General features: G+C 52.2%; 8 protein-coding genes and 1 tRNA gene. 3 read left to right on the forward strand and 6 right to left on the reverse strand.

Annotated features, from left to right (window positions below; all coding sequences use genetic code 11):
* Positions 1-169: 169 nt before the first annotated feature.
* The gene (locus CHB65_RS07595; RefSeq protein WP_089384462.1) at positions 170-901 is read left to right on the forward strand and encodes a DUF5781 family protein; all 732 of its coding nucleotides are present in this window, start codon (positions 170-172) and stop codon (positions 899-901) included.
* Positions 902-984: 83 nt separating this feature from the next.
* Here CHB65_RS07595 and CHB65_RS07600 read toward each other — a convergent pair whose 3' ends face one another.
* Positions 985-2,562 carry a PAS domain-containing protein gene (locus tag CHB65_RS07600; protein WP_245809926.1) on the reverse strand — a complete coding sequence of 526 codons (1,578 nt, stop codon included), beginning with the start codon at positions 2,560-2,562 and terminating at the stop codon, positions 985-987.
* 220 nt (positions 2,563-2,782) lie between these two features.
* On the opposite strand from CHB65_RS07600, the gene CHB65_RS07605 reads away from it, so the two are divergent.
* Positions 2,783-2,855: transfer RNA gene (locus CHB65_RS07605), tRNA-Arg, on the forward strand.
* 294 nt (positions 2,856-3,149) lie between these two features.
* Complete coding sequence (locus tag CHB65_RS07610; protein ID WP_089384464.1) at positions 3,150-3,476, forward strand: hypothetical protein; 327 nt, start codon at positions 3,150-3,152, stop codon at positions 3,474-3,476.
* Between the two features lie 113 nt (positions 3,477-3,589).
* Here the strand turns inward: CHB65_RS07610 and CHB65_RS16820 are convergent, their stop codons facing one another.
* From CHB65_RS16820 to CHB65_RS07630, 5 genes are all read right to left on the reverse strand, one after another.
* The gene (locus CHB65_RS16820) at positions 3,590-3,922 is read right to left on the reverse strand and encodes a hypothetical protein (protein ID WP_143420363.1); all 333 of its coding nucleotides are present in this window, start codon (positions 3,920-3,922) and stop codon (positions 3,590-3,592) included.
* A 218-nt stretch (positions 3,923-4,140) separates the two neighbouring features.
* Positions 4,141-7,782: a DEAD/DEAH box helicase gene (locus tag CHB65_RS07615; RefSeq protein WP_089384465.1), complete on the reverse strand. Its 3,642-nt coding sequence runs from the start codon at positions 7,780-7,782 to the stop codon at positions 4,141-4,143.
* Between the two features lie 4 nt (positions 7,783-7,786).
* Entirely contained in the window at positions 7,787-10,651 is a 2,865-nt protein-coding gene (locus CHB65_RS16825; RefSeq protein WP_179213609.1) for a DUF1156 domain-containing protein, read from the reverse strand.
* 4 nt (positions 10,652-10,655) lie between these two features.
* On the reverse strand, positions 10,656-11,288 hold the full coding sequence (locus CHB65_RS18060) for a DUF7680 family protein (protein WP_089384467.1): 633 nt from the start codon (positions 11,286-11,288) through the stop codon (positions 10,656-10,658).
* Positions 11,285-14,599 carry an ATP-binding protein gene (locus CHB65_RS07630; RefSeq protein ID WP_245809927.1) on the reverse strand — a complete coding sequence of 1,105 codons (3,315 nt, stop codon included), beginning with the start codon at positions 14,597-14,599 and terminating at the stop codon, positions 11,285-11,287. The genes CHB65_RS18060 and CHB65_RS07630 overlap by 4 nt, the downstream gene beginning before the upstream one ends.
* Positions 14,600-14,628 lie beyond the last annotated feature (29 nt).

The following is a 14,628-nucleotide window of genomic DNA, read 5'->3' on the forward strand; positions in this document are numbered from 1 at the left end:
TGACGTTGGACACGTCGCCAGCAACGAACCGGTGACGTTGGACACGTCGCCAGCAACGAATCGGTGACCGCGGCGTGTCGGCTCGCCGATAACATTGCTGGTGATCCGCCGACTACGCCCGCATTTGGCCGCAAGTGACTTATCTCCACACACTATGTGAATAATACGCATGGATCTTCGCGTACTGGGGGACGTCCCCCCCGACCCGTTTCTCGGCGCTGCCGACCTGTTCGAGACCGAGTTCTCGCTGGAAAAACCGGTCCACGTTCGGATTCGTGAGGACCCCGACGAGCGAACATGGGCCGGTCACTATCCCGACAAACACGTTTTGAACGTCTCGCGGCGTGCCGCGACGAGCGCGATGGCCCGCGAGTTGGCCGTTCACGAGTTTTCACACATGGCCCGGTATGAAGAGGAGCACGTCTCACACGTCCAATCGACCGAGGAGGCGCTCTATCTCGGACTCGCCGGCGAGCGCGTCGAACGACGCAAACTCACGCAGTGTTATCAGATCGCCAATCACATGAAGGACATCTACGCCGACGACATCACCCTCTCCGTCGTGCCGTCGGACAAGCTCCTCGGGTTCTTGGAATCGACGCTCGCGGCGGCCGTCGCCGACCGACCCACGCCGCCGCGGCCGGGCTCACGACCGACCGGCACGGGTGCCGATCCGGCGATCACGGCCGTCAACGCCGCGTTCGCGCTGGCACTCATCGAGCGACACGACCTCGCCTCACCCGATCATCGGATCTATGACCTTGCCCGCGTCGCCGACGGCGACGCCCCCAACGTCGAGGTCGATGCATTTAAAAGACGGTTCGGCTCGCTTGGACCGGACCCGACCGCGAGTGACTACCGGAAGGCGCTCGTCTCCGCCACGCGGGCATACGCCATCTAATGATCGTCGGGATGCCAGCGGCCCCATCCAAACGACATCGCGAGGCTGACGGTTGTGATTAAAAACAGCCACCGACAAACGCCTCACTCGCCTATCCACGGCTCTTCGGTCGCCTGCTCGGGCGTCGGGCCGCGGATCTCGAATCGGGCACCATCGGGGAGGAGTACACGGTCGTCCTCGACGTGGGCGGTGGGATCGACGGCGGCGTTACCAACGGGAGTCACCCCGTCGGTCGCGACCGTCACGGACCAGCCGTGTGCCTCACAGATCTCCCGGACGATGTCCAACCCGTAGCCCGTCCCCTCCTCGTTGGTGGTGAAACCCGGTTCGAACACCTTCTTGACGTTGTCCGGGTCGATCCCCGGCCCGTCGTCGGCGACAACGAACCCATCCGTCGTCGAGGCGACGACGACCCGCACCGACGTGTCATCCGTCTCTGAACTCGTCCCCCGGTCCTCGTCGGTGTCAGCCGCCCGTTCGCTGTTGTCAGTTCCACGTTCACCGTTGCCGGCCGTCCGTTCGCGGTCGTCGACGCTCCCCGTCTCGTCGACGACCCCATGCTCCACGGCGTTGCGGAAGAGGTTCTCGAGGGCCTGCCGCAGACGACTCCGGTCCGCGAAGATCTGCGGATCGTCCGCGACGACGAGCGTCGCATCGTCGTCATCGATGGTCTCCCATGCCTCGTATGCGACGCTCGCGAGCGTTGCCTCCGTCGGATCATCTATTCCCTCGCCCTGCCGGGCGAGCGTCAGCAACTCCGTGATGAGTTGGTCGATACGCTCGGCTGCCCGTTCTCCCCGTTCCAGCGGCGCCGTGTCGTCCTGATACCGTGCCATCTCGATGGATCCCTTAACGACGGCCAACGGATTTCGAAGGTCGTGTGAAACGATGCTCGCGAACCGGTCGAGACGCTCGTTGCGGTCGGCGATCCGGCGTTCCCGACGTTTTCGTTCCGTGATTTCCCGGGAGTTTATCAACAGCCGACCGACGGTGTCCTCCGGGAGTCCGCGGGTGCGGGATTCGAGCCAGACCCAGTCGTCGTCGGCGGTCCGGTAGCGGTACTCAAGTGCGGAGCAGTCGTCGGGGCGGGTGAGTGCCTGATAGAACTCCTCGGTGACGCGGTCGCGGTCCTCCGGATGAACGTATCCGAGCGGGGACCGACCGACAAGTGAGCCCTGCTCGTACCCTAATACCTCCTCGACTGAGGGGCTCTCATAACGGACCCGTCCGTTCGTGTCGACTACGGTGACGATGTCCGTTCCGTATTCCAAAAACTCACGAAATCGCTCGGGAAAGGAGTGCTCAATGTCGACACAGCGGGCGGTGACGACCCGACCGCCGAATCCGGGGGCGAGTTCGTCATCAACGACCGACTGCACCCAGACGTAGCCGCCGTTGGCGTGCCTGATGCGGTGGACGACACGACGATCGGTTGCCACCGCCGAGAGGGCGTTCGAGACCGCCGATCGCTCGTCGGGGTGGACATGGTTGAGGAGGTCAGCGCCGGTGAGGTCCTTACGGTCGAACCCGATCACCCGTGGGACGCCCGGTCCCACGAACCCGAGTTCGCCGTCGACAGCGGCCACGACGAGGAATCGATCGGCGTGTGGCGGTGGCTCAATGTGGGCGGGCGGTCGACCGGTGCCACGGTGCGGGGACATCCGTTCTATATACTCACCTTTGTTGTTCCAACGGTTAAGTCCGCATCTCTGAATATCTATGTTGATATTTGAGCTCCCGTTGCCACAATCTGCTGAGTCCGTTGGTGGATCGGCGTAACGACAACCGAACGCTCCAGCTGTGTGCCGCTCCCACGTTCTCGTCATCCATGTGCGATGAACAGAAATATTAAATTCCCACTCTCAGTATCAGACCGATGGGGGGCGCGTAGCTCAGTGGACAGAGCACTTGGTTCCGGACCAAGATGTCGCGAGTTCAAATCTCGTCGCGCCCGTTCGATTCTCGAACGACCCGAATCCAACAGACGGCGTCGGGTTGTATATAAACCGACTTTGGCTGTCGAATTTGATTTCGTTCGATCATCGAATGAATCCGTTTGATCAGGGTGTCGTCTGGTGATTCGCGTACATCCAAATCCGGGTGGTAGGCATATAATCATTCACTTATTGAATCTGACCTAGCCTCTGTGGGCTCTGATTTTAGTCGTAGATTATACCGGAACACGATGGCTTGATCATGGAGCTTTCCAAGCCGAGAGTATACATGAGAGCGGATAGTGTGGTTGACTATGCCGAAAAAGACGATTGAGGTGAGCGAGAGAGTCTTTGAGAAACTCTCCAAGCATAAAGGGAATAATACGTGGGATGAGCATCTGGGGAAGATGGCGGACGCAACGTACGACGATATTGCATACTTAAACCCGACCTCAATATCGGACTTCGCCGAAGATACAGATCAATACTCATGGAGAGTAACAGCATCTAATCAAGGAAGAATCCAGCTAACGATTCAGTCCGAGGAGGCAGACTCAATGATAACGTCTGAATTGTCCAATCTATCTCCATCAGAGGGAGTGGTCGTCCAACTAGTCGAAGGGAGCCCGTCTACGGAATAACTCTTGTATTAGTTTAGATCTCGTGTTTGCTTGTATAATCTGCCGAAATCACTCATCAGCGCGCAATATGGATACCTAGTGCAGAATGAAGAAATCCATTCAGCGTTCTGGTACTACACTGGGACGGTGAACCAATTAATGATTATATTGGTTGATGTGTAAACAAACCCGAACGCGAAAACCACCCCGATGACGGAGGGGCTGAAGTTATCCAATGAAATAGCCGCGGCGACAGCTCCCGAGAATACACTAATCATAGCTCCAATCTCTGATGTTGGTATGAAGACAAAAATTACTGTCAGGAGTGTTCGCTCAAACACATTCACTGCTTCAGTGGTTCCGTCTGCGGACTGTAACATAATCAAATACAATATTAGAAACAGGCAAAGCGCGACCAAACTACCAGCTTTTGCTGCATCACCTATTGATACACCAGACTGAGTCATACTTAATCTTGTAAGTAATTCTAAATATATGTGTTGTTATAATGAGAACAATGTATTATTGATTCAGATCTGTCTGCAAGACGGAGGGGACTATCAATATTCAGCCATCTCTGCTTCACTGAGGCCGTCAAGAGGATGACGCTCAACTAAATGTATGAAATCCTTTTTAAGAGCCGTATCTAGACCATATTACGGATAAGAAGTTCGCTTATTCGAATTTAGCGGGTCTTGACAGATTCCTCATATCTCTCCAACCAATCATCAATCTCTCTTCTCCCTGCCGCTTCGTCAGGCAGAGGCACATCAAGAGTTAGCCGGCGCTGAGTCTTCGTTGCGTAAGTGGCCACACAGGCATCTGAGACAGCAGATGGTTCAGTCCAAATACGGGCACCTTTCTCACTGAGGTCACCAGCGACACGGATGATCTCGTCTTCAATTCTTCCCTCAAGCTCAGATGAGAGTTCATCAAGTAAGTACTCAAACAACTCCTGATGAGGGAGAGGAATGATGACGGAGGGGTACCACTCTAACACCTCAGGATCGAAGGATACCAACACTTCATCCTCACCAGCATATATCGCTTGTACTGTGTCTTCGGGTGGGTTACGTGGGATCGGCGGAGATGCATCTTCTGGAATCTCTAGCCGGTAGAGCTTTTGATATGGCGCATCTTCATCTTCGGTTAGCTGGCGATCAAGCATCTCGAATGTCCATCCCTTATTACGGAGGATTTGACTCTGCGTGAAGAGATGCTTCACCACTTCGGGATTCAATAAAGGCTCAAACGGCTTGTCTCGATAGCCAATTCGACCCACGTCTGGATGTGGAGTAGTCCAACCGTAGAGTTTGGCCTCTTCAATAATATCTTCAGGGCGAATCCGATCAAGCTCTTGTGCTAAACCTACTTGTCGAACCTTCTGCTCCGCTTGCTTAGATTGAGCTTCTGCCTCGGCAGCAACATCCTCTCCAGACTTCGCAGAGTCGCCCATCGCAATACTCTGCAACTCACCTTCTATGCCCTCAAGAATTGGACGCAACGGACCGACAGCCTGCTCGAATAGGTTAATACGTTCGCCAAGTCGCTCGTAGATATCTTCCTCAACGGTTTCGTCATAGACGTAGTTCCAGACGAGCACTCGCTCGTTCTTCTGGCCGATGCGGTCGATCCGTCCAATTCGCTGCTCAACTCTCTGTGGGTTCCACGGCAGATCATAGCAAATCATCGCATCGCATGTCTGGAGATTCAATCCTTCACTAGCTGAATCCGTACAGACGAGGATCGAGAGGTCACCGTCGGTGTCAGTAAACTCTCGCTTAACACGTTCTTTGGATACTGATTTCCACTCCCCACTATCTGGCTGATAAATCTCGCCGCCGTCACCTGAGTAGGTCCCGACATCACTATGACTGAGACAGACCTTTTCCTTGATCGCGTCAAGCGTGTCCGTGTACTGCGTAAATATGATGACGGTGTCTCGTCCTCGTGCGCTCAGCTCGGATAGATCCCGCATCAACTGTTTCAATTTGGGATCCTCGGGCACGTTGTATAGTCGCGCGATGAACTCCTCTAGTTCACTCAACTCAAACTGACGCACTCGTTCACCAGCAGGACTGTTTGCCCCGATCTGGTCGACCCGGAGTCCGTACTCACGACGCAATACCTCCTCGCGGTCGGTGAGCGCACCCGTCTCTAGATCGCTATCTGAAACGTCCTCAATCGTCTCAGTGAAACCCGACCGCAGGCTCTCCCGGCGTCGTTTGAGTGATTCTTCGATAGCGTGAAGACTGGAGGTCAATCGTTGACGATACGTCGTCATCACGAAACCGAGCGCCGTTCGTTCTTTACCCTCCAAGAGTTTCTTCGATTGGTCATACACCTCGTCAATATAGGTCTCAACCCGCTCGTACAGTGGCTCCGCTTCACCGAGCTCAACCGAGCGAGTCTCGATCTCCCGCCGGGGAATATTCTCGTTGAGCAAGTTCGCTTCCTTACACATCCGCAGCGTCATTCGGGTGTTACGAAATACGCGGGACTTGACCGGTGTTGTTTCTTCACCTAGCTCCAGTAGGAATCGGAGACTTTCGGGCGGTAATTGGGTGAACTTTTCCTTCCAACCTCGCGTCCCGAGACGGCTTGTTCCGAGTACTCGATGTAGTCGACGACGTCCACTCAATCCGAGGCTACTCTCATCGATACGTTCGCTCACCCACGTATCCACGTCCTCATGTTTCTGCACGAAGGCTTGCATCATCCCTACCCACGTTTGGAGTTGTCTGAGTCCTTCATCCGGTTCAGAACTCAGTTTCGAGGCCAGATCTGGAAGGATCTCCTCGACCGTTCTCGATAAATCGGTTTCGACCTCATCGAGTGCCTCTGGGAGACGTTGTTGTATCTCGAAGTACGTGTCAAACGATTTCCGGTCGTTCCAGCCATCGGGTAGGTCACACAGCCGGAGGAGATCGAATAGCTCAGTAATTTCCAGCTGCATCGGTGTTGCCGTGAGCACGTAATTGCAGGCAGTGTCTTTCTGAAGCTCGGTGAGCAGCTCGTAGAGATTCGTCCCCTTCCGCCCGTGGTGTGCCTCGTCGACGAGCGTCAGATCCCACTGGAAACGGTCTGCCGGTGGCTCGCCCGGATGTTCCTCCTGCCAGTGGACAGCTGGTGAGAACATCCCCATGTTCTGGGTCCGGCGGGCGGTATGCCATGAAGCGAGTACGACCGTTGGCTCCTCACGGTTAGAAACAAACTCGCCGATGTGAGAGTCGTCCCATGCATCGAGGGTCTCGTAGTCAGAGAGGGAGTGTTCGATTCCGTAGGCGTCCCGTAGGACGCGCTGTGCGCCGCTGTACTCATAAGAGTAGACGTTGATGTTGAACTTCTCCAGAAGCTCCTCTTGCCACTGTGGCTGGACCGTAGCGGGTACGAGGAGCAGGGCGTCGTTCACCTCACCGATGGTGAGCAGTCGCGAGATGGTGAGCCCGGCTTCGATAGTTTTCCCGAGACCGACCTCGTCACAAAACAGGAGGCTTTCGGGATAGATGCTCGCAGCCGTGTCGGCGATGACACGCTGGTGCGGCCACGGGTCAATCGAACTGATCTCCTCGGCGATGTGGAGCGCACCGGGAAGAAGCTCGCGCTCTTTGGCGATGCGCGTGATTGTCGCTTCCGAGGCAGGTGGCTCGCTCGATTTTTTCAGTCGTTCGACGTGCTCCTCGATCTCCTCGTCAGACTCGGGCTGCCAGTCGAGAATGTCTCGCTCGATAGCCTCGTCGATGTCCGTGACCTCGACATCTTCGTGTTCCTCGTTCCAGAGCCGCTCGAATGTCTTCACGTCCTGTTTGACGTACTCGTTCTCGACCTCATCCCACGAGCGATGGACTTTGAATCGCTCGTAGTTGCGATACCACGCGTTGTAAGTTTCGTTGATGCTGCCTTCAAACGTAATACGATTCCCGTCGGCGTCGGTCACGATACCGAGTTTGGGGTGGAAGATGCCCGAGTCGGAGTTATTCCGCGGTTCTCCGATCTTGAGGTGGAGTCGCTCCTCGTCCAGCATTTGGGCGATGAGAGCGAGTCGTGACTCACCTTCCTCGGAGAGAGGGGCGTCGTCGGTAAGAACGGGTTTGTTCTCTTGACCCAGTTGTTTTGAAGCAATAATACGGATTTCTCCGTCGGTCTCGAAAGCAGATTCAATTCCTTGGAGTGCATCCGCGAGATTTTGGAGACTTAGATAGCCCGCTAAGCGGTCGTATTGAACGGCCTCTGAGAGTACCGGACGATAGAATACGCTGACCAGAGTGTATTTTCCCGTGAAATTGCTTTCATAAATTCGCTCCCAATTTCTATCCGTAAATACCATTTATTCAGAAATCATTGAGAGTCGTTGTTTCGTCTTCTGAACCTTCGTCTTTTATCAGCTTTCCGGCATCTATATCTAGTAGTTGGCCAGTATCCCCCGAAACCAGATTAACTAGTGTTTCGAAGTCATCGTGTGAATTGGGTATAACCTTGAGAAGACTTTCTACAGTACGTCTGAACTGCGGGTCATCAGCTAACGCTCGGTCATTCAACCAATTCCAAGTATAGTCTGACCCCTTTGTATCCAACACATTTAGCGCTGCGTGAACTGAATCAATCACATACGGATACGATTCATTTCTTGGGTCAACTGGGTAGGCTCTCTTACGCCTCTTTTCGCCAGCCTCTAATGCAGTATAGTCTCGAACGCGGTCAGATTGACCCTGTAGAATGAGTTTATCCTTACTTTTGCTCCAAATTTTTGTATCCCTCTTGATCTCGTCAATTTGAACACCAACCCCGAGCCCTAGTTGGTTTGCGTCGTCGTATGGAACGGTGGGGCGTTCGTAAATAAGCCACATAAGTACATACCACTTGGTCAAACTGTCAACATTATCGAGGGTGTCTCCAAGTTCCTCTTCAATTAATACCTCTGTTACCGCCGCTCTTGCTTGTTCGAGAGCTTGTTCAGGCCTTATCTGGTCGTCATAAGCATCAACTACTGGATACTCTTCTGTGAATACTCGAAGAGTAGGGCCGAACGCACCAATAATGAGATCCGTTTTTGAGATGTTGACTGATGATTGAAGAAGTTCCTCGGCTTTTTCCTTCGCAATTTTTCGCGTTTTCATTTTAACATCACTCCAGAGCGACGGGGTTTCACCTCGTACGGTCTCTCCAGAAGGTGGTTTTCTACACGCTATGAGAAGTGTACTATCTGCAGAGTTTACGTCCCTCATACCAATTCGGGCCAACTTTTCACTTGTAACTGTATGTGTTGCAGAAATGAGAAATCCGGAGTTGATTAGAGACATTGTCAACGCATCCCAAGCCCCTGCTTCCTTATCGGTGAAGTATACAGTCAAGACTCCCCCCGGCTGGAGTACATTAAAACACTCCGAAAAAATATCTGACATTTTTTCTTCATATCGTTTCCTCGCAACCGATTGTTTCGAATCGCCTTTTCCAACCTGTTCTACAAGACCGATGTTTTCGACCGCTTCATCTGATTTGTTCGTTGTTTCGCTTGAGAACTCCTCGGGGAAGATATCCTGAAGGTATTCTCTTAGCCAAACATAAAATGCATCGGAGAGTTCAGCATACATGACGTTATTCCCATACGGTGGGTCCACTACAACAGCATCAATTGACTCATCGGGATAATCAAGGGATGCAGCGTCTCCTTGATTAACAGATATTTCTGTAGATTCTACTTCAGAAAAGTACCCTACTATTTCTTCATAATTCTCTATAACATCATCTACCGCAGAAAGATAGCTCAGAGAGCCTGAGAACATATTTGACTCGGCGAAAGTCCATTGAAATGCGAAATTATTCGTTCCGAACATGTTTGCAGCATATCCACGATCTATTCGAAGGGGTGCTGCTCGACAGTTCCTTTCAATTAACTTACTAGCACTAAGTGAGAGAAGCGTGATGATAGCTTCGGCTTCCTGACCATCATGTGTACTCCTTATTTTTTGCTTATATTCTTCAAATGCCTCTAGATAAACCGCGTGACTCAACAACTGTCGTGGAGAGAACAAATCCCTCCACTGTGTTATTCCGTAATTGCGAAGCTCTTTGGTTTTGTTTCCTTCAGATACATCTGTTGTGAGAAGAGTTGCGTAGTTCAGATTATTTGATACTTTGTCTCTCGCTTTTTTGAATGCATCTCTGTCTTTCTGAGTCGTGCCACGATATTCGGAACCGTTCCCTGATTTATACTTTACGCCGCAGATCTCATACTCAAATGCTCCTGTTCTGAACTTCTCTTTTATTGTATCTCCCTCAATGACGACAGTACATGTGGGACATTCTGCATCGGCATTTTCAACCGTCCCTTCAGATGGATTGAATCCTTCTCTGTTGGCCTCCTCTTCTGTTAAATGTTGATAATTGATAGTATTTCCGTCAATTACTGGTTTAATTGCATGCGCATTTCCAGAAGATTGTTTATAAAACCACCACTTATTCGCTAAGGGGAGCCGGGAACCGCAAGAAGGACACTCGATACTATAGGTGCAGAAATAATGTGATGGGTTTTTATCTGGGGTATCAGAGGGAAAATACGGTTCTAACTCCTCGGATGCGTATTTGTCTATTTGTTCAGCCCAATCCTTCACATCTTCTCTAATATTCCCGACTTGTGTAGGATATTCAAGTACAGCTTTATTAAGTAGCCATGCTACGGGATTCAGTTCGTTTGCTTTAGTGGGTAATCCATATCTAAGGGATTCCAGTGGGATTGTTCCACTACCTGAGGTTGGATCTAGCAGAACGGGCAAGTCGCCATCCCAATGCTGACGGAGTGTCTCGTGCAATTCATTCAGTTCATTTTTTGTTGGACTCCGGTTATGTGGATAGTCATAGCCATAGTGTTCGGGTATAGTCCCGCTACGGTTTTCCTCCGTCACGCTCTTCCTCTCGATATAATCTATTAGCGACTCTCCCTCAGGAAGCCGTTTAGGCCCAATTTTCATCAGTCTGAGTAACTTGTCGTTTGGATAGTCACTTGGAAGGATAGATGAGAGAACCGCCAATCTTGTAGCAGTTGTTGGGCGTCGTGCAAACCAAGGATGAATCAAGCGATGTGAAGACATAGTTGACCCTCCTGACTTGGTTTCTTTCATGTTCTCAATCCCGACTACTTCAGTAGGGAGTATCTGTTCAATTTTCAACTGCCGAAGTTTTTTAGTAGTTTCTGACATTTTATTATATGTGAGATGTGAGTAACGTTCTGAGCGCTTTAACCCCATTCGAATTTGATGGTGACCTACACTTCGCGTGCCAATAATAACACTCCTCTAAACTCATTCGGGCAATACTGTCTGAAACAGTACTCAGTTTCTCGTACTTATACAGTCGCTTCATTGCCAAGAACGCAATGGTAAGTCGAATTCCAGCACCTTCTGAAAGCACGACCGACCCTTCCCCTCGAGTTACGAAGTCGATATCAATCCCGCAGTCACCTAATACATCGCGGACCAGCCGATGAATCGCTTGCTGACGGCTGTCCGAGAGTGTCGCGATTTTCAGCGCACACCAGTCGTTCCACTGCCAATCGTTTGGAGCGCGAGCTGACGGAGCACCGACCTCGGAAAAATCGAGAACTCCAGTGGAATCCTCTCGCACGTTTGGAACAGCATCCGTGACGGACATCCGTGTGAGTTTACGATTGCTGTTCGCCTTTCGGAATCGCTTCTGGCGTCCGTCCGCGAGATCTTCGGGAATCAGTTCGTATAATGTGAGGCCGGCGTCGTCACCGAGCCGACGCGTCAACGCGAACGTCGGCCGGCCGCCGTACATACTACTGCCGTAGGCGAACGACTCTGCCTCAATGCTCATACACTCACCTCTTCACTCTGCTCCGAAGCCTCCTTCACAATACCAGAGACGACCAGTTCGATGTTATTAATCCCACCGAGGCTTTCCAATGCCTCCTGTAGCACCCCAAGAGTTGCCTCGTGAGATCTGTCCTCCATCGACTCCGTATCAATGATCAGAACCGCTTCTCCTTCCGATGCTCCACCCGCACTGATGAAGCTCTCTGGGATATGGTTCGTCCCGAAGTGGTCGGCAAACTCTGCTGCGGACCCCTCGAAGCCGGCCTCGAAAATGCTGGTAGAGGCATCGTCCCCTTGTGCGACGTATTCAAACACGATGGACGTTGCTTCCCCAATACTATCTAAATCTTTGAGTTTATTCGAGATGAACCATGCTCGCTCCCAGACTTGGTCACCCTCCAGCTCGATTTCGATGGAGTCCACCTCAACAACGACGTCGCTGCTAGATACGTCGAAGTTGTCGCGCAAACTCATCTTCTTCTGGTCGATGGTCGTGTTCACAGCGGAGAATGCTCCCGGTATGGAACTTGGTGAGTCAGTGCTTGCAGTGAATGAGAGCTCTGGCTGCTCATCAGTCCTGCCTGTCCCTCCGAATCCACCGAGGGTTCCACTACTTGATTCTTCATCACTGTCTGGGCTGGTCTCGTCCGTTCCATCTTCCTCACCTTTCAGATCCGGTTCAGGGAAATCGAGAGCGTGTTCGTCGAGCAGCGCTTCTCCACTGGCATACACGTACTGATCATCGCTGATGATTACGCTCGACATCGGGAGCTCAGTAGACATCCCCTCTGCATCTGAGAGTGTCTTGATCCCTTCGGCAGTTTCCACGGTCATTCCTTCGGAACAGTAGCCCTCCTGATTGGCATCATCCCAGTAGACGTACTTTGCCATATCACTCATCGTTACGGCTCGAATTGTCGCCCGAAGCGGCCTCGGATCGAGAAGAATACGAATGTCTGTCCGCTTAGCGACGAGCTTACGAATATCGAGCGTGGTCATCGAATCCGGGTTTGACTGCCAGATTCGGTTTCTGAACCATGTCGTACCGAGTGCCCCCTCATCCTGTGTGATGAGTTTGTCAAGGCTTTCGAGGTTCTCAAAGACGATGTCGTGGAGGTCTGAACTGTCGCTAACGGAATCGATAGTCTCGTTCGATAGACCTCCCGAGTCCGGATAGTAGAGATGTCGGTAGGACTGTCGAACCGATTCACCAAGCAGTGCTGACTCCTTCTGAAGACGTTCATCAAGGTCATCCCGCTGTGCACTGTTGAGTTCAGCCTCCCATGCCTCCCCGTTGAGAATTCGCTCCATCGCCTTCACCCGTCGCGCGTGATCGAGCGCGCCGCTCATCTCCTGCTCACCAGCTGCGAGGGAGATCACGTTGTTCCGATAGACTCGCTTCTTTTCCGATCCCGGTGAGTTTCCGGTCTTGTTTGCGAGTGTCTGGAGGAGCTCCGGCGGTTCGTCAAGATCGCTCGTGACCGTCACGGCATCAAATCCCATCACACAGAGCCGAACAATATCGTAGTCGTCTGGAACCTCATACGGAGCCTGCGGGTCATAGATCGTCTCGAAAATACCCCCACCGAGTGCACCCCCAATCGTTTGTTCGAGACGGTTCCGAGCGACCCCGGGCTCGATCTGTTTTGCCTCGTTAGTAATGAGCTTGGAGATCTTGGGCTCACCCTTGAACCGAAGCAATCCGTTCTCTGTTTCGTAAAGGAAGAACGCTTCAGTGTCAGGGTTCGAGCCGGTTTCGTTTAGATTCTTCAGTGCATCACGATAGTGGTCGAGTTCAACATCGGGTTCCAGAATCATCTCCCAGAGTTTCCGACGTGTCACTCCTCGCCCTCGGTTCCCGCCGGAAACGATGCTTTTCCACAGAATACTCGTTCCGAGATGGGTTGCTATCGGCGGATGTCCCATCGGCGTCCAGTTGTCATCCTCATACTGGCAGGCTGCTTTGCCATCATTTGTGTAGATATCTGACTTGGCTGCCGTGCGAAGGTCCTGCTCAATGTGCTCAAACAGGTCGAGAAGCGTTGACCAAACGTAATCGTCCGAGGGATGCATGTCAAACGCACGGACGTAGTGACGATTCGTATTCGCTGCTTCATCATTCCAAATGTGATGGACTGCCCGCGAGACCAGTTTGAGCGCTCCACGGGTACGTTGGAAATTAGGGAGAGTGTCTATCTCTTTGCCGAGGAGATCAATGAGGGTTGGGTGGAACGGATATGTTTCTTCGAGCTGTTCTCGGAATTCAGCTTTGGTAACTCTGTCCGGCAGTTCATCCTCAAAGCCTCGATAGAATTGTTGATACTCGTCAGCAACTCGGGAGGCGGCATCATCGTTGATGCTCTCGAACAACCGATGACGAAGAACTGCTGCGACTTCGTCATCAGCAGTGGGTGTGACAGCGTGTTCAGTACGCTCAGAGATGCCGTCAAGATCAGAGATTAGCTCTTGCACTTGCTGTGCACGTTCCTCGAATGCAGTAGCAGACACGGAGAGAATGACTGTGACGGTGTCAGTGTTCTGCGTTGCACGCATCAATGACCATAGGAAGGAGTTCGTCTGATCGGCTAGTGTTGACTCCTCAAGCCCAACAGCGGCGGCTTGTTCAAAGTACTGAGCTACCTCATCGATAAGCACTAGTCCGGGATCTTCCATCGACTCGAACAGGTCAACGATATCAGACTCTCCCGGAGCGATGCGATCCTTATCGTACTGACTAAACATCGCATAGCCCTCTGCACCAGCCAGCTGGTATGCGATTTCACCCCACATCGTTTGGGTGTCAGGAGCACTCGGGTCGCTCTTGTTGCATTTAGCGTTGCTAGCGCTGACATACCCTCCCTCGAAGACAGCAGTCCGAACCGATAGATCGTTTTTGTGCTTCTCAAAGCTCGCACGTGCTTCATCGTCAAGAATATACTCAGATAAATCGTCAATCGCGTCCGGATTTTGTGAGAAGTGGTATGCGGCGATTTGCGAGTGGGTTTTGCCCCCACCGAACACTGTATCGAGGGACAACAACCCATCCTTACCGCTGAATTCGTCCCGGTGTTTTCCAACATACCGTTTTGCAAGCAGTGTGAGAAGATCCTGAAGTCCATCAGTCGGATACGTTTTTTCAAAGAATGTATCGGGGTTACCGTAGATCTCTGGTGTTTCTTTGGGTCGGAAAACTACGTCAGAGAGCTTTGCTGCGAACTCATTTTCCGAGAGGGTTCCCGCCAAAACATCGTCGTGCGGAACGCACGACTCAAGCAGTGTGGGGATCTGTGAGGCCATTGATGATATGATCATAGATGTATGGCTATTAGTAAGTAGTTACG

The sequence above is a fragment of the Halorubrum vacuolatum genome, from assembly GCF_900188065.1.
GTDB lineage: Archaea > Halobacteriota > Halobacteria > Halobacteriales > Haloferacaceae > Halorubrum > Halorubrum vacuolatum.

Excerpts from the sequence above, each read along its gene's own strand:
- CHB65_RS16825 (WP_179213609.1), bottom strand. The coding sequence starts at position 10,651 with ATGTCAGAAACTACTAAAAAACTTCGGCAGTTGAAAATTGAACAGATA.
- CHB65_RS07595 (WP_089384462.1), top strand. The coding sequence starts at position 170 with ATGGATCTTCGCGTACTGGGGGACGTCCCCCCCGACCCGTTTCTCGGC.
- CHB65_RS07610 (WP_089384464.1), top strand. The coding sequence starts at position 3,150 with ATGCCGAAAAAGACGATTGAGGTGAGCGAGAGAGTCTTTGAGAAACTC.
- CHB65_RS07615 (WP_089384465.1), bottom strand. The coding sequence starts at position 7,782 with ATGGTATTTACGGATAGAAATTGGGAGCGAATTTATGAAAGCAATTTC.
- CHB65_RS18060 (WP_089384467.1), bottom strand. The coding sequence starts at position 11,288 with ATGAGCATTGAGGCAGAGTCGTTCGCCTACGGCAGTAGTATGTACGGC.
- CHB65_RS16820 (WP_143420363.1), bottom strand. The coding sequence starts at position 3,922 with ATGACTCAGTCTGGTGTATCAATAGGTGATGCAGCAAAAGCTGGTAGT.
- CHB65_RS07630 (WP_245809927.1), bottom strand. The coding sequence starts at position 14,599 with ATGATCATATCATCAATGGCCTCACAGATCCCCACACTGCTTGAGTCG.
- CHB65_RS07600 (WP_245809926.1), bottom strand. The coding sequence starts at position 2,562 with ATGTCCCCGCACCGTGGCACCGGTCGACCGCCCGCCCACATTGAGCCA.